Consider the following 21,040-nt stretch of genomic DNA (forward strand, 5'->3'; position numbering starts at 1 on the left):
ACCGATTTAGGGCGATGGCGCGCCGGGTGTGGCCCAGGCCACCCATGGGCATAGGAGGATCCTCCGGATACGCTCATGGGGGCGCGACTGCACTGTTCGATAGCAAGGGATTAGCAAGGTGACGGACGGAGCAGTAACTGAGACCGCGCGCGTGCTCATCGCCGCGGACAAATTCAAGGGCTCGCTCACGGCCGTGCAGGTCGCGGAGCGGGTGACGGCGGGCCTTCGCAGCGCCGTCCCGGGCGTGGAGATCGAGACCCTCCCCGTCGCGGACGGCGGCGACGGTACGGTCGCGGCCGCCGTGGCGGCCGGTTTCGAACGCCGGGAGGTACGGGTCACCGGACCCCTCGGTGACCAGGTCACGGCTGCTTTCGCGCTGCGCGACGGCACCGCGGTGGTCGAGATGGCGGAGGCCTCCGGGCTCCAGCTGCTGCCTTCGGGCGTGTTCGCCGCGCTGACGGCGACCACGTACGGATCGGGCGAGCTGCTGAAGGCGGCGCTGGACGCGGGCGCCCGCTCGATCGTGTTCGGCGTGGGCGGCAGCGCCACCACCGACGGCGGCGCGGGCATGCTCGCGGCGCTGGGCGCGGTGTTCCTGGATGCGAACGGCGAACCCGTCGGTCCCGGCGGCGGCGCCCTGGCGTCACTGGCCTCGGCGGACCTGTCCGGCGTCGACCCGCGCTTCGCGAACGTGGACTTCGTCCTCGCCAGCGACGTGGACAACCCGCTGACGGGCCCGAAGGGCGCGCCGGCGGTCTACGGCCCGCAGAAGGGCGCGTCGCCCGAGGACGTGGCGACGCTCGACGCGGCGCTGGCGCACTTCGCGGTCGTACTGGAGAAGTCGATCGGCCCGAAGGCCGCCGAGTGCGCGGTGCTGCCGGGCGCGGGCGGCGCGGGCGGCATCGGCTACGGCGCGCTGCTCCTCGGTGCGACGTTCCGTCCCGGCATCGAGCTGATGCTGGAGGTGCTCGGCTTCGCGCCGGCTCTGGAGCGGGCCACGCTGGTCATCACCGGTGAGGGTTCGCTGGACGAGCAGACCCTGCACGGCAAGGCCCCGGCCGGGGTGGCGGCCGCGGCGCGCGCGGCGGGCAAGGAGGTCGTCGCGGTGTGCGGGCGGCTGCTGCTGGAGCAGGAGGCCCTCCAGGCCGCCGGCATCCGGCGGGCGTACCCGCTGACGGAGATCGAGCCGGACCCCGCGAAGTGCATCGCGAACGCCGGTCCCCTGCTGGAGCGGGTCGCGGCCAACATCGCCGCCGACGTGCTCTGACGCCTGCGAGACACGCCCGAGGCCCGGTCCCCGACGCAGGGGCCGGGCCTCGGGCGTGTCCGGGGTCGGGGGACGGGGGCCGGGGTCGGGGGCCGGGAGCCCGAACCATGCGGTACCGGCCGGTCGGGCCCGACTGGTAGGCAGGGCCCGTGACCACACTGCTGACCGCGCGACTGCTGCTCGCGCCCCTGGACCGGGCCTCGGCCGAACACCTCGCGTCCGGGACGCCCCGGCCCGACGACCGGTGGGGGCCCGGGTACCCGGACGCCGCGGACCGGGCGGGGGCGGAGCGGTTCCTGCGCCTGCTCGCCGAGCACGGCGATCCGGGGCCGTTCGGCGCGTACGAGATCCGGCGCCGCGAGGACGGCGTCGCGATCGGCGGGGCCGGGTTCCACGGGCCGGCGAACGCCGCCGGACGGGTCACCGTCGGCTTCGGGCTGACCCCTGCGGCCCGGGGCCGCGGTCATGCCGCCGAGGCGCTGCGCGCCCTGCTGGACCACGCCCGCGCGCACGGCGCCCGCGGGGTGGACGGGGACACCGACCGGGAGAACACGGCATCCCGGCGGGTGATGGCCGCCGCCGGGATGCGGTTCCTGCGGGAGGACGACCGGCTGCGGTACTACGCGGTGACCTGGGCCGATCGCTGACCCCACCGGCCCGGGACAAACCCGCGCCCCGGCTACGCCGCGACCGCGCCGCGGACCGCAGAGAGGAGCCGGGCGGTGGTGGTCACCCGGGCGAAACCGCCGCCGTGGAGGTTGACGGCCGTGGCGGTGGTCAGCGCGTCGGCGGTCAGACGCAGACCGTCCGGGCCTTCGAGGTCGAAGGTGTGCGTGGCGTCGAGGGGGACGAGCACCTCGTAGCCGAGGTTGCCGCCGATCCGGGCGGTGGTCTCCACGCACATGTTGGTCTGGATCCCGACGACGACGAACGCGCCGATGCCCTGCGCGTCGAGCCACCGCGCCAGGTCCGGGGTGCCGTGGAACGAGGAGTTCACCGTCTTGGTGACCAGCAGGGCGGCCGAGTGCCGGCGGTCCTGCACGAAGTCCTTGAACGCGTGGCCGGGGTGGTCCTCGGCCAGGACGGAACCGGAGAGGACCGAGGTGTGCCGGACCAGGACCACGGGGCGGCCCGTCTCCTGCCAGGCGTCCATGAGGGCGGCGATGTTGGCCTCCGCCTCCGGGTTGTTCCGCGGGCCCCAGAAGGACGCGTCGTCGAAGCCGCGCTGGACGTCGACGACGACCAGGGCGGTGTTGTCGGCGATCTCGATCGCGGGGTCGTTCGGGTTCGGGTTCTCGTTCGTCGTCATGGCCTCATCCTGTGCGGCGGGCGCCGGACCCGACAGGGGCGGCGCGGACCCGAACCGATGGGATCCTGCCACAATGGCAGGCATGCACCGGATCGCGATCGTCTGTCAGCCCGGCATCCGCGCCTTCGACCTGGCCGTCATCACCGAGGTCTGGGGGCCCGACCGCAGCCGCGCCGGCGTCCCGCACTTCGAGCTGCGGCGCTGCGCCCTGGACACCGGGCCGATCGCCCTGCCCGGCGGGCTGACGCTGGCGCCCGACCGGGACCTGGACTGGCTGGCCCGCGCCGACCTGGTCGTCGTACCGGCGCTGTCCGAGCCGACCGACCCGACGCCCGAGCCCGTGTTGGCGGCCCTGCGGGAGGCCCACGCGCGGGGCGTGCCGGTGGCCTCGCTGTGTGCCGGGGCGTTCATCCTCGCCGAGGCCGGGCTGCTGGAGGGGCGCAGGGCCGTCACCCACTGGTGGCTCGCCCCCCGGTTGGCCGAGCGCCATCCCGGCGTGCTGGTCGAGGACGCCCCGCTGTTCGTGGAGGACTCGGGCATCTGGACGTCCGCCGGGGTGGCCTCCGGCATCGACCTGTGCCTGCACCTGGTCCGGGAGGCGCACGGTTCGGAGGTCGCCGCGGCCATCGCCCGGTCCATGGTCACGGGACCCTTCCGCACCGGGGACCACGCCCAGTACCTGGACCGGCCCACCCCCGCGGCGGACCGTACCGCCGAGGCGCTCGCGGCCGTGCGGGAACGGGCCCTGCGCCATCTGCACGAGCCCCTTGACGTGGCCACACTGGCCCGTTGGGCCGGCATGTCGCCCCGCTCCTTCGCCCGGCACTTCGCGGCCGGGACGGGCACGACCCCGCACAAGTGGCTCCTGCGCCACCGCCTGGACGAGGCCCGCAAACTGCTGGAACGCACCGACCATCCGGTGGCGGAGGTGGCCCGCCGGGCCGGGTTCTCCGGCGAGGTGAACTTCCGCCAACGGTTCACCGCGCACGTCGGCATGAGTCCGCGTGCATATCGCGCGGATGCCTCCGCCACCCCCAAACCGCGGCGACAGTGTTAGAAATGGCTCATGACCGGACGTTCGGGTCGACCCCGGGGATCACCGCCGGCGGGCCAACCATCGGGCCTGCTCGCGCGTCTCTCCCTGGCCCCGGGCAGTGTCGCCGGTCAGGTGTTCGCGTTGCAGGCCGTGATCGTGCTGATGTTGATCGCCGCGGCGGCGCTGGCGCTGGTGTTCCAGGCCCGGTACGACAGCCGGCAGGACGCCCGCAACCGCTCGCTGGCCGCCGCCGAGTCCTTCGCGCGTGCGCCCGGCCTGCCCGCCGCCCTCAGGAGTTCCGATCCGACGGCCGTGCTCCAGCCGCTGGCGGAGGGCGCCCGCAAGGCCTCCGGGCTCGACTTCATCTCCGTCCTGAAGACCGACGGGGTGCGCTACACCGACTCCCGGACCGAGCTGATCGGCCGGCGGGCCACCGGCGACCTCGATCGTGCCGTGCGGGGCGAGTCCTTCACCGAGACCTTCAAGGGCGCACCGAGCAGCGCGGTCCGCGCCGTGGTCCCGGTGCGGGACGCGAGCGGCGCGGTCGTCGGCCTCGTCGCCACCGGCATCGAGATCCAGAACGTCGGTGACGCGGTCGAGAACCAGCTCCCGCTGCTGATCGGCGCCGCGGTGGGCGCCCTGGTGCTCGGCACCGGCGGAGCCGCTCTCGTCAGCCGCCGACTGCGGCGCCAGACCAGCGGCCTGGGTCCCGCCGACATGGCGCGGATGAACGAGCACCACGAGGCGGTGCTGCACGCCGTGCGCGAGGGCGTGCTGATCATCGGGGCCGACCATCGACTGCAACTCGCCAACGACGAGGCCCGCCGGCTGTTGGGGCTGCCCCCCGACGCCGAGCAGCAGCACGTGGAAGACCTCGGACTGGACCCCCGTACGGCGGCCCTGCTGACGTCGGGGCGCGTGGTGACGGACGAGGTGCACCCGGCGGGCGACCGCCTGCTCGCGGTGAACGTCCGCCGTACCAAGCCGTACGCGGGGCGCCCCTCGGGCAGCGTGGTGACCCTGCGGGACTCCACCGAGCTCGCCGCGCTCTCCGGCCGGGCCGAGGTGGCCCGGGACCGGCTCCAGATGCTGTACGACGCCGGGGTGCGGATCGGTACCACCCTGGACGTGACGCGGACCGCGGAGGAACTGTCGGAGGTGGCCGTCCCCCGGTTCGCGGACTTCGTGACCGTCGAGCTGTTGGAACCGGTGCTGCACGGCGAGGAGCCCTCGGTGCCCACCGGGGCGTACACGGAGATGCGGCGGGCGGCCGTGTCGGGGGTCCGCACGGACCAGCCGCTCCAGCCGGTCGGGGACGTCATCCGGTTCGTCGTGCCGACGGCGCCGATGGCCGCGGCCCTCGCCGCGGGCAGCGCGGTGCTGGCCTCCGATCTGCGCACCGCCTTCGGCTGGCGGGCCCAGGACGCGGAGGGGACCCGGATCGCGTTGGAGTACGGGCTGCACTCGCTGATCTCCGTACCGCTCCAGGCCCGCGGGGTGGTCCTGGGAATGGCCAATTTCTGGCGGGCGGACACCCCCGAGGCCTTCGACGAGGAGGACCTGTCCTTCGCGGAGGAACTCGGCGCGCGGGCCGCGGTCTCCATCGACAACGCCCGCCGCTACACCCGCGAGCACGCCACCGCCGTGACGCTCCAGCGCAGCCTGCTCCCCCGGGTGCTGCCCGACCTGACCGCCGTGGACGTCGCGTTCCGGTACCTGCCCGCGAAGGCCGGGGTGGGCGGCGACTGGTTCGACGTGATCCCGCTGCCGGGGACGCGGGTGGCCCTGGTCGTCGGGGACGTGGTCGGGCACGGGGTGCACGCGGCGGCGACGATGGGACGCCTGCGCACCGCGGTCCACAACTTCTCCACCCTGGACATGCCGCCCGACGAGCTGCTCGGACACCTCGACGAGCTGATCGACCGGATCGACCGCAACGAGAACGACCTCGACGCGCAGGACGGCGAGCCCGTCGAGGAGGCCGCCGGGGTCACCGGCGCCACCTGCCTGTACGCGGTCTACGACCCCGTGTCGGGCCGCTGCACGCTGGCGAGCGCCGGGCATCCCGGGCCGGCGCTGGTCCACCCCGACGGGCGGGTGGAGTTCCCCGAGCTGCCGACCGGGCTGCCGCTGGGCGTGGGCGGGATGCCCTTCGAGACCACCGAGCTGATGCTGCCCGAGGGGAGCCGGCTCGCGCTGTTCACCGACGGCCTGCTGGAGGACCGCGACCGGGACTTCGACACCGGTCTGCGGCTGCTCGGCGAAACCCTGTCGCTGCCCGGACGCAGTCCCGACCAGGCGTGCGCCGACGTGCTGGCGACGCTGTTGTTCCCGGTGCCGAGCGACGACATCGCCCTCCTGATCGCCGACACCAGGCGGCTGGACGCCGGGCGGATCGCGGAATGGGACGTGCCCGGCGACACGGCGGCGGTGTCGCGGGTGCGCAACGCGGGCTCGGCGCAGATCGCCGCCTGGGGCCTGGAGGAGATCGCCTTCACGGCGGAGCTGATCCTCAGCGAGCTGATCACCAACGCCATCCGCTACGGGAGCGCGCCCGTCCGGGTGCGGCTGCTGCGCGACCGGACGCTGATCATCGAGGTGTCGGACGGCAGCAGCACGTCCCCGCACCTGCGGTACGCGGCCACCACCGACGAGGGCGGCCGGGGGCTGTTCCTCGTCGCGCAGTACGCGGAGCGGTGGGGCACGCGGTACACCGAGCGGGGGAAGGTGATCTGGGCGGAGCTCCCGCTGACCGGGAACCCTGCGGAGCCGCTGGCGGCCCTCACGCTGGACCTGGACGACCTGGAGGGCCTGGCCTGGTGACGGTGGCGCGGGGCCCGGTGGCGGTGCCGCGCCGGGTCACGCGGGCGGGTTGTGCGCCGTACGGGCCAGCAGGACGGCCACGTCGTCCTGCGGGGCGGCGGGCAGCAGGTCGAGGATCCCGTCGCAGAGCTGTTCCAGGGGCCGTCCCGCCTGCCCGAGGGCGCGGGCCAGCCGTTCCATGCCGTGGTCGAGGTCCGAGTCCCGGGACTCGATCAGACCGTCGGTGTACAGCGCCAGCAGGGTCCCCGGGGGCAACGGCACCTCCTCGGTGCGGAAGTCCTGCCCGCCCGTGCCCAGCGGGGTCCCGGGCGGTCCGTCGAGGAAGGTGACCGTGCCGTCGGCGGTGACGACGGCGGGCGGGGGGTGGCCGGCGCGGGCGATCTCGCAGCCCCCGCCGGCCGGGTCGAGGACGGCGTACACGCAGGTGGCCATCTCGTCCTCGCCCAGGTCGGCGACCACCGCGTCGAGGGAGCGGAGCATCAGCGCGGGCGGCACGTCGTGGCGCGCGAGGGTCCGCACCGAGGTGCGGAGCTGGCCCATGACGGCCGCGGCGTGGATCCCGTGGCCCATCACGTCGCCGATGACCAGGCCGGTCCGTCCGCCGGCCAGCTGGATGACGTCGTACCAGTCGCCGCCCACGTCGTGGTCGCTGGCGGGCAGGTAGCGGCCGGTGAGTTCGAGGCCGGTGACCTCGGGGAGGGCGCTGTTGGTGAGGCTGCGCCGGAGCGTGAGGGCCGCCTGGCGCTGGGTGGTGTACATGCGGGCGTTGTCGATGTTGAGGGCGGCGCGGGCCACCAGCTCGTCGACGAGCACGCAGTCCTGCTCGTCGAAGGGCTCGCGTTCGCGCACCCGGGTCACGGCCACGGCGCCGAGCACCTTGCCGCGTGCGACCAGCGGGACCAGCCGCGCCGACCCCAGGGTGGCGAGGTAGTCGCGCAGGGGTTCGGCGCGCGGGTCGGTGATCAGCGCCGGGATGTCGGAGAGGTAGAGGTTCATGGGCCGGCCGTCGGAGATGACCCGTTCGTACACGGTCCCGACCGGGACCTGGAAGGTCTGCCCGGCGACGAGTTTCGCGGTGGGCGCGGTCGGATCGGGGAAGCCGGCGGCCAGTCGGCGCAGGAGGCCGCGCGCGGAGGTACCGCCGGTCGCCTCGTCGGGGTCGAGGACGGCTTCCAGGAGCTGTACGTCGGCCGAGTCGGCGAGCTGGGGCACGAGCAGGTCGACGATCTCCCGGGCGGTCTGGCTGAGGTCGAGGGTGGTGCCGATGCGGGTGCCGGCCTCGGCGAGGAGGGCGAAGCGGGTCCGGGCGCGTTCGGCCTCCAGTTGGGCCCGCTGGCCCTCGGTGATGTCGATGAGGGAGGCGATCAGGCCGAGCCTGCGCCCGCTCCCGTCGAGCAACGGGGCGTACGAGCAGGACCACGTCCGGTCGTGCTCGGGGTCGGCGGGGGTGCGGCCGGTGCGGCGGACGTCGACGACGGCGGTGCCCCCGTCGAGGACCTGGCGCATCGTGGCCTCCAGGGCCACCGCGTTGACCCCGGGGACCACCTCGGTGAGGCGGCGGCCGAGGTGCGCCGCCGCGGAGACCCCGTTCATCCGGGCGAGGGCGTCGTTGACGCGCAGGAACCGCAGGTCGGGGCCGAGGGTGGCGAGGCCTATCGGGGACTGGGTGAAGAGGCTCTGGAGGGCGACGAGGGAGTCCCGCATGTGCAGGACTTCGGAGGTCTCCACGGCGATGAGCAGGGCGCCCGTGCGCCCCTGCGGGTCGGCGGCGGGCACGATCCACATCTCCATCGTCACGCGATGCCCGTCCCGGTGGCGCACGGGAAGGGTTCCGACGACGGTCTCGCCCGCCTGGACCCGCCGGGTCAGGTCGTCGGCCAGCTCCCGGTTGGCGTCGGGCACCAGGACCGCGGTGCCGGGGCGGCCGAGGATGTCCTCGGGGCGGTGGCCGAGCAGGTCCTGTGCGGCCAGCGACCACTCCACGACGCGGCCGTCGGCGTCCTCCCGCCACAGGGCGATCGGCAGCAGCTCGCGGAGCACTCCCGCATAGCCGACCGTCGCCACCGGCGGGTCCGGCACCTCGCTCGTCGACCGGTAAGTGTCCAACGCACCGACCTCGTCGCTGGTGGGCCTGTTTCCTTCCGAATCACCCTAACCGAGGGCTCGCCCCGGGGCGCTGCGGTCGCACCGGGGCGGGGGGCGCCCCGCCCGGGCGCCCCGGCGCTGCGGGGACGGTCGGGCCCGGACCCGCGGGCCGGGCCCGGGCCCCGTCAGAAGTCGGCGCGGACCAGCGCGTCGGCGCGGCCCACGGACTCCAGCTCCCAGGTCTTGCAGTAGAGGCGGCGGATGTACTCGATGTCGGCGTCCCGCGCCCGGGCCTCGCCCACCGGGTAGAGGACCGTCAGCTCGTAGGACTTCTCCCGGTTGATGTCGCCCTCCTTGTCCCGCCACTGGCCGCGGGCCTCCTGGAGGGTGAGGCCGGACGGGAAGCGCGGGGTGATCACGTCGGTGACGAACTTGTCGAACTGCGCTTCGGTGATCGGCGGGTTGCCGTTGTGCCGCCCGGTGCCGAAGTACAGGTGGGTGGACACGTAGGCGCTGCCCCGGCTGCCCGGCGCCAGTTCCTGGTTCGCCACCGAGGCGGCGACCGGCGACTGCGGGGCCGTGTCGAGCGCGGGGCTGCCGGCGGCGAAGAAGAGCACGGCCGCCGTGAGGACGGCCGCCGCCGCGGGCATGGATATTCGGATGTGGCGCATGTGATCCCTGTCTGTGTGTGGGTCGCGATGATGCCCGGGGAGTCCCGGTGATCCGGTGGAGGAGGGGTCTCAGGCCGGGCGGGGGCTCCGCGCCGCCGGTGCGGGCAGGCACTCCAGGAGGTGGGCCGCCGCGTCCTTGAGCGACGCGGGGACGCGCGTTCCTCGGCGCAGTCCGCTCGCGGCGCCCGCCAGGGTCCGGGTGGTGCGTGCGGAACCGATGGCGGCGGCGCGCGGGGCCAGGTCGGCGATGAGGTCCAGCGCCTCGGTCCAGGCCCCGGCGCGGGCCAGGGCGGCGAGGAGTTCCGCGCCGAACAGGTGCCGGTAGGACGGTCCGGGGGCCGTGGCCGCCCGGTGCAGCAGGGGCAGGGCCCGGTCCCAGTCGCCCAGTCGGGCCAGGACCCAGCCCTCGTGTCCGAGCAGTTCGTTCTCGTCGATCCACCAGGCCCAGTGCGGGTCGTGCCGGGACAGTCCGTCGAGGAACCGGCTCCGGGCGCGCGAGATCAGTCGGCGGGCCTCGCGCCGGCCGCCCAGTACGGCGCTCGCGTGGGCCTGCCGGATGAGGACGAGGCTGTCCACCCGGGCGGGCAGGGGGCGCGGGCCGGCCACCCGGGCCGCCGTCTCCAGGGCGCCCCGGGGGTCCGCCTCGGCCGTCTGGAGCATGCTGTGGTTGAGCAGGGTGAGCCGCTGCGTCCAGCGGTCTCCGCAGAGCTCCGTCAGGGTGAGGGCGCGTGCGTTGGCGCGGTGGGCCTGCCGGTGGAGCCCCGCGTCGAAGAGGATCCAGCCGACGACCTCGCTCAGTTCGGCCAGGGCGGCGACCCGGTCGACGTCCCGGCCCCGTGGGGGCGCGGTGTCGCCCGACAGCTCGGGGAAGTCCCGCAGGGCCCGGCGTACGGCGGGCAGCGCGGCCGTCGCGCCCCGCGCGGCGTCCAGGGCCACGAGGCGTTCCACGGTGCGGGCGGCGGAGGGCGTCACGGCGTGCCGGTCCGCGTGGCGGGCAAGCGGTCGTCCTGGCCCAGGGCGGTGAACGACGAGGCGACCCGGGTCAGCCACTGCACCTCTTCGCGGAAGTCCTCGTACGGCGGGCGCGCGGGGATCCCGGACGCGTCGTCCGGTTCGGTCCCCTCCTCGGGGGAACGGCTCAAGGCGGCCCGGACCTGGAGGGCCTCGCCGAGGGGCGAGGTCGGGTCGTCGGGGAGGTCGAGGGAGCGGGCGACCCGGGAGAACTCGTCGTAGGACAGCGAGGTGCGCAGCATGAGCTGCCCGTCGCGTATCTCGATGACGCGGCGGTAGAGGCTGTAGTGCAGGTCCCTGGGCGGGAGGAGGTCGCGCGGCCACGACCTGGGCGGGTCCAGCGCGATGTCGGGGAGGGCCTGGTGGAGGGCGCGCCACAGGGGGCGCAGGCACAGGTACGCGCGATAGCTGCGGATCCAGGCGCGTACGCGGGTGAGGTGGATCCCCCAGGAGGGGATGGTCCATCCGGTGACCTGGAGCAGGGCCCCGACGCTGCCGCACGTCCACTGGACGGGGTCGAGTGCCGCTCCGTCGAAGTCCAGTCGGGTGCCGGCGATCTGGATGCTCCGGGTGACGCAGTAGACCAGGATGAGGCTCGCGCCGAGGGTGACGGTGCGCATGCCGGCCGCGAGCCACGTCCGGTTGGCGACCTTGGTGAACCGCAGCGAGAGCCGCACGGTCTCCGCCTGCCCCACGGCGCAGATCAGCAGGTAGAAGAACATGTACAGCGCGTAGCGGCCGTCCTGGATGCTCAGCAGGATCGTCGAGGTCGCCGTCTCGGACTGGGCCACGGGGCCGACGGCGAAGGAGGCGACGACGAGCACGCAGAGCGCCGCGCCGAAGAACAGGACCCGCTGTCGGGCCATCCGGCGGGCCTGGTCGGGGGGCGCCGACCAGTGGACGAGCACGACCTGTTGCGCGGCGGTGAGGACGACCACCGCGGCCTGCGTGATCAGCGAGGTGATGTTGGGCAGGCCGAAGAAGTCCGAGATGTGCAGGCGGAGTTGGTCCAGGTCGACGAGGAAGCTGATGCCGGAGCACAGGAAGTACACGCACAGCGCCCACAGCGCGACGTCGTGCCGGCGGCGCAGCAGGTCCGGGAGCCGGTAGGCGAACGCGGCGAGTCCGACGAAGGCGCAGACCCAGGCGAGGACGGTGTAGAGGGTGGTCACTGCTGGTCCGGCTTTCCGAGGCCGCGTTCGATGCGGGCGAGGACGTCGGCGGCCTCCTCCGGGACGGCCCAGGCCTGTTCGACCCAACGCTTCGTGGCCCGGGCCAGGATGAGGGAGGCCATGGTCTCGGCCTCCTGCTCCTCGCCGTCGCTGTAGCGGGAGCGCATGAGCGCGCCCTGTACGGCCGCGGGGTCGACGTCCGCGAACAGCGGACCGGATTCGACGCCGTCCAGCCGCACGGACCCCCGGTGCGCGAAGGCGATGTGGGCCAGCTCGTGGGCGATGATGTGTTCCTTGTGGGCGGGCGAGGCCGACTTCTCGAAGGCGACGACGTCGAAGTCGTCCAACTTCAGCCAGATGCCGAGGAGATGGCGTTCGGGGAAGGTCGTCGGAACGAGGTGGATGGGCCGCCCGCGCTGTTCGCTGAGGTACCCGTGGAGTTCCTCGATTCCGCAGCCGTGCTCCATGCCCCACTCCGCGAGCATCTCCTCGCAGGCGCGGCGGACCTTCTTGAGTCGCCGTCTGAGTTGCCTGTCCTCCGAGGCCGGTAACGCAGAGCCAGGCACCTTCATCCTCAGTCCTCCGGCGAAACTCGGCGGCCGCCCTCGCGGCCCGAGGTTCGTGATCCCCGGGCAGACAACGCGGTCATGATGCCACACGCACAACTCGCCGCCGCGTGGCGTGGGTTCCATCCGGCCACGCGCGGGCGCGGCCCGCCGTCGAGGGGCGACAGCGGGCCGGGCGGGCGTTTCGGGGAGCGACCGCTCCCCCGCGTCTACTGCCAGTCGTCCCAGGGGGCGTCGGCCTCGTCCATGTCGAAGGGCGGCTCTTCCTCGTCGTGCGGCGGCTCCGAGCGGTCCCGCGCGGGTGCGGGCGAGGACGCCGAGGGGGCCGGGGCGTCCTGCGCCGCCGGCGACGCGCCGCCCGATGCGGCCAGCGTGGCCAGGATGCCCTCGGCGTACTTGGTGAGCTTCGCCTCGCCGATGCCGTTGATCTCCCCCAGCTCGCCGGCGGTGCCGGGCAGTCGGGTCGCGATCTCCCGCAGCGTCGCGTCGTGGAAGACGACGTACGCCGGCACGCCCTGCTCCCGCGCGGTCTCGGCCCGCCAGGCGCGGAGCGCCTCGAAGAGCGGCACGGCGGCCGCGGGCAGGTCGACGGGAACGCGTGCGCCCTTCCCGGAACGGGACCCGGACTCCTTGCGGCCCGCGCCGGCCGGCGCGGCCTTCTCCTTGCGCAGCGGGACGGTGCGCCGGCCCCCCAGCACCTCGCCGCTGGCCTCGGTGAGGACCAGCGTGCCGTACTCGCCCTCCACGGCGAGCAGTCCGAGCGCGAGCAGTTGTCGTACGACCCCGCGCCACTCGGCGGTGCCGAGATCCGCGCCGACCCCGAACACCGAGAGGCCGTCGTGGTCGAACTGGATGACCTTCGCGGTCTTCTTCCCCTGGAGGATGTCGATGATCTGCCCGGCGCCGAACTTCTGCCGTCGCTCGTTGGCCAGCCGCCACACGGTGGACAGCAGCTTCTGCGAGGCGACCGTCCCGTCCCAGGACTCGGCCGGGGTCAGACAGGTGTCGCAGTTGCCGCAGGGCTCGCCGGACTGGCCGAAGTACGCCAGGAGTCGCATCCGCCGGCAGTCGACGGTCTCGCACAGCGCCAGCATCGCGTCCAGATGGGCCGCCAGCGAACGGCGGCGGGTGTCGTCGCCCTCGGAGCCCTCGATCAGCTTCCGCTGCTGGACCACGTCCTGGAGGCCGTACGCCAGCCAGGCCGTGGCCGGCTCGCCGTCGCGGCCGGCGCGGCCGGTCTCCTGGTAGTAGCCCTCGACGGACTTCGGCAGGTCCAGGTGCGCCACGAACCGCACGTCCGGCTTGTCGATGCCCATGCCGAAGGCGATGGTGGCGACGACCACGACCCCGTCCTCGCGCAGGAACCGCGACTGGTTCGCCGCACGGGTGCGGGCGTCCATGCCCGCGTGGTAGGCCACGGCGTCGATGCCGTTCTCCGCCAGGGCCGCCGCCGTCTTCTCCACGGAGGAACGCGACAGGCAGTAGACGACCCCCGCGTCCCCGGGGTGCTCGGTGCGGATCAGGTCCAGCAGTTGCCGGAGCGGGTTGTTCTTGGGGACGATCCGGTACTGGATGTTCGGCCGGTCGAAGCTCGCGACGAAGTGTCGGCCCTCCTCCAGCCCCAGCCGCGTCGCGATCTCCCCGTGCGTCGCCTCGGTGGCCGTCGCGGTCAGCGCGATCCGCGGCACCTTGGGCCAGCGCTCGTGCAGCATCGACAGGGCGAGGTAGTCGGGGCGGAAGTCGTGACCCCACTGCGCCACGCAGTGCGCCTCGTCGATCGCGAAGAGCGAGACCTTGCCCCGGTCGAGGAGCCGCTGCGTCCCCTCGGTGCGCAGCCGCTCGGGCGCCAGGTACAGCAGGTCCAGCTCGTCGGCGAGGAAGGCCTGCTCGACGCCGCGGCGCTCGTCCGCGTCCTGGGTGGAGTTGAGGAAGCCGGCCCGCACCCCGAGGGCGGTGAGGGCGTCCACCTGGTCCTGCATGAGCGCGATCAGGGGCGAGACCACCACGCCCGTGCCCTCTCTGACCAGCGCCGGGATCTGGTAGCAGAGCGATTTGCCGCCGCCGGTGGGCATCAGAACGAGCGCGTCGCCGCCGTCGACGACGTGCTGGATGATCTCCTGCTGCTCGCCGCGGAAGGAGTCGTAGCCGAAGACCCGGTGGAGCACCTGCAAGGCGTCGGGGATCTCAGTGGGCGCGTCCGAAAGGGTCATACCGGAAGCCTAGCGACCGTCTCCGACACCGGGGTCCATGATCGGCCGGCCCGGTCCGTCCCCGGCCGACCGGCCGGGGACCGCCGGCGGGGGACGGACCCGGTCGGGACACGGATCACAGGGCCGCGGCGAAGGTCTCGTACGCCTCGGTCCCGAAGAGCACGAAGCGGACCTCCTCCACCGAGGTGTCCGATGCCCGCACCGTCTCGATCGCGATCCGCGCGCCGTCGTCCATCGGCCAACCGTAGATCCCGGTGGAGATGGCCGGGAAGGCGACCGTGCGGGCGCCCAGCTCGTCCGCGACCCGCAGCGACTCCCGGTAGCAGGACGCCAGCAGCTCCGAGCGGTCGTCGCCCGGGGACCAGACCGGTCCGACGGTGTGGATCACGTGCCGGGCCGGGAGCCGGCCCGCCGTCGTGGCGACGGCCCGGCCCGTCGGGAGGCCCTTGCCGTAGTGGGAGCGCCGCAGGTCCTCGCAGGCGGCGAGGATCTCCGGGCCGCCCCGCCGGTGGATGGCCCCGTCCACTCCCCCGCCGCCGAGCAGCGAGGAATTGGCCGCGTTGACCACCGCGTCCACTTCCTCGGTGGTGATGTCCCCCCGGACCAGGGTGATGCGCGCGGACATCAGGCCTCCTTCCGCAGGTGACGCCAGACGGCCTTGGCCGCGTTGTGCCCCGACATCCCGTGGACCCCGGGGCCCGGCGGGGTGGCGGAGGAGCACAGGAACACCGCCGGGTGGGCGGTGGTGTACGGGGAGAGGCTGATCTTGGGGCGGAGCAGCAGTTGCAGGCCCGAGGCGGCGCCGCAGGCGATGTCTCCGCCGACGTAGTTGGCGTTGCGGGCGGCGAGCCGGGGCGGGCCCGCGGTGGCGCGGGCCAGCACCAGGTCGCGGAACCCCGGGGCGAAGCGCTCCAGTTGGCGCTCGACGGCGTCGGTGAGGTCGCCCTCCCAGCCCGCCGGCACGTGCCCGTACGTCCAGAAGGTGTGCTTGCCCTCGGGGGCCCGGCCGGGATCGACGAGGCTGGGCTGGGCGGTGATCAGGAAGGGGGTACGGGGGGCCCGGCCGCCCGAGGCCAGTTGCAGGGCGGCGTCGATGTCGCGGGTGCGCGGGCCAATCTGTACGGTGCCGGCCCGGCGGGGTTCCTCGGCGGTCCAGGGCACCGGCCCGTCCAGGGCGTAGTCGATCTTGAACACGGAGGCGCCGTACCGGTAGCCGTCGTAGACGCGCCCCAGGCGGGCGATGCGGGCCAGCGCGGTCGGCGAGGTGTCGAAGACGTACGCGCGGGCCGGGGGCAGGTCGTCGAGCCGCTTGACCTCGAAGTCCGTGTGGACGCTTCCCCCGAGGTCGCGCAGGTACGCGGCGAGGGCGTCCGAGATGGACTGCGAACCGCCGCGCGGCATCGGCCAGCCGCCCGCGTGCGCGGCGAGGGCGAAGACCAGTCCGACCGCGCTGGTTCCGATGCCGCCGAGCGGGGCGATGACGTGGGCGACGAGCCCGGCGAACAGGGCGCGGGCCCGGTCGTCCCGGAAGCGGCGCAGCAGCCAGGTGGACGGCGGCAGCCCGTCCAGCCCGAACCGGGCCAGGGTGAGCGGGTCGCGGGGCAGCGCGGTCGAGGGCAGCGACATGAAGTCCCGTGCCAGGGTGTCCCACTTGCCGAGGTACGGCTGGACGAGTCGGCGGTAGGTGCCCGCGTCGCGGGGCCCGAAGGAGGCGGCCGTCTCCGCGACGGAACGGGACAGCACCGCGGCCGTGCCGTCGTCGAAGGGGTGCGCCATCGGCAGCGGGGCGTGCAGCCACTCCAGGCCGTACCGCTTGAGCGGCATCGTCGCGAACACCGGGGAGCCGGCGCCGAGCGGGTGCACGGCCGAGCAGGGGTCGTGCCGGAAGCCGGGGAGGGTGAGTTCCTCCGTCCGGGCTCCCCCGCCGACGGTCCCCTTCGCCTCGAACACGGCCACCGAGAAGCCGCGCCGGGCCAGTTCGACGGCGGCCGTCAGGCCGTTGGGCCCCGCCCCCACCACGACTGCGTCGAGAATCGACGACACTGACAGCTCCTTCGTCCGGCGGCGGCTCCGCCCACAGGATGCGGCATCACGTCCAGGATATGGGTCGCGCCCGCACGGATCCGGGGTGCGGCGGTGCGCTCACGCTCCGCGCAGGAGGTCGCGGACGCGGACGGCGGTGGCCTCGTCGCGGCCCACCGCGAACGGCAGCGCGTTGTCCCGGTCCACTCGGAAGGGGACCCCGTCGACCGTGGTCTGGGCGCCACCCGCCTCCGCGACCAGCAGCAGGCCCGCCGCGTGGTCCCACGCCGAGGGCCAGGTGAAGGCCAGGCCGTCCATCTCGCCGCGCGCCACCTTCAGGTACTCCAGGCCCGCCGAACCGCACGGCCGGGCCGCGACCCCGGGGACGTCGAGCCGGGCGAGCCGCCGCTTGTCCTCCTCCGAGGTGTACAGCGGGTGGGCGATGGCGATCCGCAGGTCGGCGCCCGGTTCCGGCGAACCGCTGTGGATGCGCGCGCCGTTGACGTGCGCGCCCTGTCCGCGCACGGCGGTGGCCAGCTCGTCCAGGGCCGGGGCGAAGGTCCAGGAGGCGAGGATCTCCCCGCGCACGGCCAGCGCCACCAGGGTGCAGAAGTTGGGGTCGCCGGCGACGAACTGCCGGGTGCCGTCGACGGGGTCCACGATCCAGACGGGCGCGTCGGCGCGCAGCGCCTCGTACACGGTGGGGTCGGCGTGCACCGCTTCCTCGCCGACCACCGCCGAGCCGGGCAGCAGCTTCGTCAGGGCGGCCGTCAGGTGCTCCTCGGCCCTGCGGTCGGCGACGGTCACGAGGTCGTGCGGGCCGCTCTTCTGGTCCACCTCGTGGTCCGCGAGCTGCCGGAACCTCGGCATGATCTCGACCGCGGCCGCCTCGCGGACGGCCTCCTCGACGGCGGACAGGTCATGGGCCAGGAATTCATCGATCATGCGCCCAGCAAAGCACGCCGGTCCGACAAACCCCACCGACGGTCCCCGACGGGCGCCCGGACACGGGGTGAAGCCGGGGTGAACCGGCCCGGTGGCGCCGCGGTGCGGGACGGCCCGCGGAGGGTCGCGGGTCGTCCCGTACCGGCGTCCTCCCCGGCCGGCCCGTCCCGTCGGTGCCTGCTCAGCCGGCGAGCACCGGGATGACGTGCTCTCCGTAGGCGTCGATCACGGCTTCGCGCGCGTCGTGCATGGCGTACACCGCGAACTGGTCGACGCCGAGGTCGCGCAGGGTGCGCAGTTTCTCGATGTGGGCCTCGGGCGGGCCCAGGAGACAGAACCGGTCGACGATCTCGTCGGGGACGAAGTCGGCGGACGGGTTCCCGGCGCGGCCGTGGTGGCTGTAGTCGTAGCCCTGGCGGGCCTTGACGTACTCGGTGAGGGCGTCCGGGACCATCGAGGAGTGCTCGCCGTACCGGGAGACGAGGTCGGCGACGTGGTTGCCGACCATGCCGCCGAACCAGCGGCACTGGTCGCGGGCGTGGTCCAGGTCCTCGCCGACGTAGGCCGGGGCGGCCACGCAGATGGTGATCGCGTTGGGGTCGCGGCCGGCCGCCGTGGCGGCCTCGCGGACCGACTTGACCATCCACTCGGTGAGGTAGGGGTCGGCGAGCTGGAGGATGAACCCGTCCGCCTTCTGGCCGGCGAGGGCCAGTGCCTTGGGTCCGTACGCGGCCATCCAGACGGGCAGTTCCCCGTCGCGGATCCACGGGATGCGCAGGCGTTGCCCGTCGACCTCGCTCTCGCGGCCCTCGGCGAGGTCGCGGATGACGTCGATGGCCTCACCGAGCCGGGCCAGGGTGTTGGGTTTGCGTCCGGCGACCCGCATCGCGGAGTCCCCGCGGCCGATCCCGCACACGGTGCGGTTGCCGTACATGTCGTTGAGGGTGGCGAAGGTGGAGGCGGTGACCTCCCACGTGCGGGTTCCGGGGTTGGTGACCATCGGTCCGACGCGCATCAGCCGGGTGTGTTCGAGGATCTGGCTGTAGATGACGAACGGCTCCTGCCACAGCACGGCGGAGTCGAAGGTCCAGCCGTAGCGGAAGCCGTTGCGTTCGCCGCGGCGCATGAGGCTGACGACCCCGGAGGCGGGCGGGTCGGTTTGGAGGACGAGGCCGAAGTCCATGGGTCGGCTCCTTACAGGTACTGGCAGGTGGAGCGGGGGACGAAGGCTCCGTGGCCGGCTCGTCCCGTGTACTCGCGCCGGTCGATGACGAGTTCGCCGCGCGAGAGCACGGTGTCGACGCGTCCGGTGATCCGCTTGCCCTCGTACGCCGAGTAGTCCACGTTCATGTGGTGCGTCTCGGCGGAGATGACCTGCTCGGCGTGCGGATCGTAGAGGACGATGTCGGCGTCGGCGCCCGGCGCGATGGTGCCCTTCTGCGGGTAGAGGCCGAACATCCGGGCCGGGCTCGCGCAGGCGATCTCGATCCAGCGGCGGCGGGTGATGTGTCCGTCGAGGACGGCCTGGTGGAGGAGGTCCATGCGGTTCTCCACGCCGGGCAGCCCGTTGGGGATCTTCGAGAAGTCCCCGCGGCCGAGCTCCTTCTGGCCGCGGAAGCAGAACGGACAGTGGTCGGTGGAGACCACCTGGAGGTCGTCGGTCCGCAGGCCCCGCCACAGGGCCGCCTGGTGTTCGCGGGGGCGCAGCGGCGTGGAGCAGACGTACTTGGCGCCCTGGAAGTCGGGCTCCGCGAGGTTGTCGGTGGACAGGAACAGGTACTGCGGACAGGTCTCGCCGAAGACGGGCAGGCCCTTGTCGCGGGCGACGGCGAGTTCCGCCACCGCTTCCTCGGCCGAGACGTGGACCACGTACAGGGGGGAGCCGGCCACCCGGGCGAGCTGGATGGCGCGGTGGGTCGCCTCGGCTTCGAGGAGGACCTTGCGGACCTCGCCGTGGTGGCGGGGGTCGGTCTCCCCGCGGGCGAGGGCCTGTTCGACGAGGACGTCGATGGCGATGCCGTTCTCGGCGTGCATCATGATCAGCCCGCCGTTGCCGGAGGCCCGCTGCATGGCGCGCAGGATCTGCCCGTCGTCGCTGTAGAACACCCCGGGGTAGGCCATGAAGAGCTTGAAGGAGGTGATCCCCTCCCCCACCAGGAGGTCCATCTCCTTGAGGGTGCCCTCGTTGACGTCCGACAGGATCATGTGGAAGCCGTAGTCGACGGCGCAGTTGCCGTCGGCCTTTTCGTACCAGGTGTCGAGGCCCTGGCGCAGGGACTGGCCCATCGTCTGCACCGCGAAGTCGACGATGGTGGTGGTGCCGCCCCACGCGGCGGCCCGGGTGCCCGTCTCGAAGGTGTCGGACGCGGCGGTCCCGCCGAAGGGCAGTTCCATGTGGGTGTGCGCGTCGACCCCGCCGGGGATGACGTACTTCCCGCTCGCGTCGATGGTGCGGTCCACCGTCGTGCGGTCGGGGGAGGCCCAGGCCTCGGCGGTGGCCGAGCCGTGGGCCGCGAGCGCCGCCACCCGGCCGTCCTCGATGAGGACGTCCGCGTGGAGCTCGTCGGCGGCCGTGATGACGAGGCCGTCGCGGATCAGGGTGCGGGTGGTCATGTACGTCTCCCCCGGAGGGCTAGAGGGCGGTGCGCAGGGCCTGTTCGAGGATGTCGGCGCCCTCTTCCGCCTCCGCGACGGTGAGGGACAGCGGCGGCGCGATGCGCAGCACGCTGGTGTCGTGCCCGCCGCCCTTGCCGAGCAGCAGGCCGCGTTCGCGGGCGGCTTCCAGTACGGCGGCGGCCGCTTCGGGGTCGGCGCGGTCGGTGCCGGGCTTGGTCAGCTCCAGGCCGGCCATCAGGCCCCGGCCGCGTACCTCGCGTACGGCGGGCACGCCGGCGGTGACGGCGCGCAGTCGCTCCAGGAGGAGGCCGCCGACGCGGCGGGCGTTGCCCTGGAGGTCGTGTTCCAGGAGGTACGAGAGGTTGGCGACGCCGGCGGCCATGGTGACCGGGGAGCCGCCGAAGGTGGAGATGGAGTTGGAGTCGACGCAGTTCATGACCTCGGCGCGGGCGACGACGCCGCCGATGGACATGCCGTTGCCGATGCCCTTGGCGAAGGTGAGGATGTCCGGCGGGCCGTTCTGGGCGTGCGCCTGCCAGCCCCAGAAGTGTTCGCCGGTTCGGCCCCAGCCGGTCTGTACCTCGTCGCTGATCCAGAGGATGCCGTGCCGGTCGAGGACCTCGCGGAAGGCCCCGTACAGGCCGTCGGGCGGGGAGGTGAAGCCGCCGACGCCCTGGATGGGTTCCGCGATGAGCGCGGCGACCCCGCCGCGCGCCTGGCCGAGCACGTCTTCGAGGTCCGCGACGGCGGCGGCGGTGAACTCGGCGTCGGGCAGGGCCGCGAAGGGGCCCCGGGTGCGCACCGCGCCGTGGACGTAGTACGTCTGGAGCGGCGAGAGACTGGTCGGGGACCAGCCCCGGTTGCCGGTGATCGAGACGGTGGAGAAGGACCGGCCGTGGTAGCTGTTGCGCATCGCCAGGATCTGGTTGGAGCGGCGGTACGACGTGGCGAGCAGCAGGGCGGTGTCGTTGGCCTCGGTGCCGGAGGTCGTGAAGAAGACCCGGGCGTCCGGGATGCCGGACAGGGCGGCGACGCGTTCGGCCAGTTCGACCATCGGCCGGTTCAGGTACAGGGTGGAGGAGTGGATGATCCGCCCGGCCTGTTCGGAGACGGCCTTGGTGACCTCGGGCAGGGCGTGGGCGGTCATCGTGGTGAGGATGCCGCCGAAGAAGTCGAGGTAGCGGTTGCCGTCGGCGTCCCAGACGTGGCGGCCCTCGCCGTGCGTGAGCTCGATGGGGCGGTCGTAGTAGAGCGCGAGCCAGGCGGGCATGACGGTGCGGTGGCGACTGTGCAGGGGGATCGGGTTG

The 21,040-nt window shown here is 73.6% G+C and carries 17 protein-coding genes; 4 read left to right on the plus strand and 13 right to left on the minus strand.

The annotated features are described in order from the left end of the window. The first annotated feature begins 118 nt into the window (after positions 1 to 118). Both OG906_RS07990 and OG906_RS07995 read left to right on the plus strand, forming a co-directional pair. Complete coding sequence (locus OG906_RS07990; protein WP_329441266.1) at positions 119 to 1,267, plus strand: glycerate kinase; 1,149 nt, start codon at positions 119 to 121, stop codon at positions 1,265 to 1,267. A 149-nt stretch (positions 1,268 to 1,416) separates the two neighbouring features. Continuing rightward, the gene (locus tag OG906_RS07995; RefSeq protein ID WP_329441268.1) at positions 1,417 to 1,914 is read left to right on the plus strand and encodes a GNAT family N-acetyltransferase; all 498 of its coding nucleotides are present in this window, start codon (positions 1,417 to 1,419) and stop codon (positions 1,912 to 1,914) included. 32 nt (positions 1,915 to 1,946) lie between these two features. Here OG906_RS07995 and OG906_RS08000 read toward each other — a convergent pair whose 3' ends face one another. Next, positions 1,947 to 2,576 (minus strand): cysteine hydrolase family protein, encoded by a 630-nt coding sequence (locus OG906_RS08000; RefSeq protein ID WP_329441270.1) that lies wholly within the window; start codon positions 2,574 to 2,576, stop codon positions 1,947 to 1,949. Between the two features lie 73 nt (positions 2,577 to 2,649). On the opposite strand from OG906_RS08000, the gene OG906_RS08005 reads away from it, so the two are divergent. Together OG906_RS08005 and OG906_RS08010 are read left to right on the plus strand one after the other, a co-directional pair. Further along, complete coding sequence (locus OG906_RS08005; protein ID WP_329441272.1) at positions 2,650 to 3,633, plus strand: GlxA family transcriptional regulator; 984 nt, start codon at positions 2,650 to 2,652, stop codon at positions 3,631 to 3,633. A gap of 9 nt (positions 3,634 to 3,642) precedes the next feature. Next, positions 3,643 to 6,435, plus strand: coding sequence for a SpoIIE family protein phosphatase (locus tag OG906_RS08010; RefSeq protein WP_329441274.1), 2,793 nt, complete (start codon positions 3,643 to 3,645; stop codon positions 6,433 to 6,435). Between the two features lie 36 nt (positions 6,436 to 6,471). Here the strand turns inward: OG906_RS08010 and OG906_RS08015 are convergent, their stop codons facing one another. The 12 genes from OG906_RS08015 to OG906_RS08070 form a co-directional block, all read right to left on the minus strand. After that, positions 6,472 to 8,541: a SpoIIE family protein phosphatase gene (locus OG906_RS08015; protein WP_329441276.1), complete on the minus strand. Its 2,070-nt coding sequence runs from the start codon at positions 8,539 to 8,541 to the stop codon at positions 6,472 to 6,474. Between the two features lie 164 nt (positions 8,542 to 8,705). Continuing rightward, positions 8,706 to 9,191, minus strand: coding sequence for a DUF3574 domain-containing protein (locus OG906_RS08020; protein ID WP_063839593.1), 486 nt, complete (start codon positions 9,189 to 9,191; stop codon positions 8,706 to 8,708). Positions 9,192 to 9,260: 69 nt separating this feature from the next. After that, positions 9,261 to 10,163 carry a DNA-binding protein gene (locus tag OG906_RS08025; protein ID WP_329441282.1) on the minus strand — a complete coding sequence of 301 codons (903 nt, stop codon included), beginning with the start codon at positions 10,161 to 10,163 and terminating at the stop codon, positions 9,261 to 9,263. After that, positions 10,160 to 11,374 carry an MAB_1171c family putative transporter gene (locus tag OG906_RS08030; protein ID WP_329441284.1) on the minus strand — a complete coding sequence of 405 codons (1,215 nt, stop codon included), beginning with the start codon at positions 11,372 to 11,374 and terminating at the stop codon, positions 10,160 to 10,162. Before OG906_RS08030 ends, OG906_RS08025 begins: the two co-directional genes overlap by 4 nt. Further along, positions 11,371 to 11,940: a toxin gene (locus tag OG906_RS08035; protein WP_267796070.1), complete on the minus strand. Its 570-nt coding sequence runs from the start codon at positions 11,938 to 11,940 to the stop codon at positions 11,371 to 11,373. The genes OG906_RS08030 and OG906_RS08035 overlap by 4 nt, the downstream gene beginning before the upstream one ends. A gap of 209 nt (positions 11,941 to 12,149) precedes the next feature. After that, positions 12,150 to 14,150, minus strand: a complete 2,001-nt coding sequence (gene recQ / locus OG906_RS08040) for a DNA helicase RecQ (protein ID WP_329441287.1) — start codon at positions 14,148 to 14,150, stop codon at positions 12,150 to 12,152. A 115-nt stretch (positions 14,151 to 14,265) separates the two neighbouring features. Further along, positions 14,266 to 14,775, minus strand: a complete 510-nt coding sequence (locus tag OG906_RS08045) for an O-acetyl-ADP-ribose deacetylase (protein ID WP_329441289.1) — start codon at positions 14,773 to 14,775, stop codon at positions 14,266 to 14,268. Continuing rightward, positions 14,775 to 16,199 (minus strand): phytoene desaturase family protein, encoded by a 1,425-nt coding sequence (locus OG906_RS08050; protein ID WP_267796128.1) that lies wholly within the window; start codon positions 16,197 to 16,199, stop codon positions 14,775 to 14,777. Before OG906_RS08050 ends, OG906_RS08045 begins: the two co-directional genes overlap by 1 nt. A 93-nt stretch (positions 16,200 to 16,292) precedes the next feature. Then, positions 16,293 to 17,117, minus strand: a complete 825-nt coding sequence (locus tag OG906_RS08055; RefSeq protein WP_267796067.1) for an inositol monophosphatase family protein — start codon at positions 17,115 to 17,117, stop codon at positions 16,293 to 16,295. 181 nt (positions 17,118 to 17,298) lie between these two features. Next, the gene (locus tag OG906_RS08060) at positions 17,299 to 18,300 is read right to left on the minus strand and encodes a TIGR03842 family LLM class F420-dependent oxidoreductase (protein ID WP_267796066.1); all 1,002 of its coding nucleotides are present in this window, start codon (positions 18,298 to 18,300) and stop codon (positions 17,299 to 17,301) included. 11 nt (positions 18,301 to 18,311) lie between these two features. Next, positions 18,312 to 19,730, minus strand: coding sequence for a dihydropyrimidinase (hydA, locus tag OG906_RS08065; RefSeq protein WP_329441291.1), 1,419 nt, complete (start codon positions 19,728 to 19,730; stop codon positions 18,312 to 18,314). 19 nt (positions 19,731 to 19,749) lie between these two features. Continuing rightward, positions 19,750 to 21,003, minus strand: a complete 1,254-nt coding sequence (locus OG906_RS08070; protein WP_329447965.1) for an aspartate aminotransferase family protein — start codon at positions 21,001 to 21,003, stop codon at positions 19,750 to 19,752. Positions 21,004 to 21,040: the final 37 nt, after the last annotated feature.

The sequence above is a fragment of the Streptomyces sp. NBC_01426 genome, assembly GCF_036231985.1.
Taxonomy (GTDB): domain Bacteria; phylum Actinomycetota; class Actinomycetes; order Streptomycetales; family Streptomycetaceae; genus Streptomyces.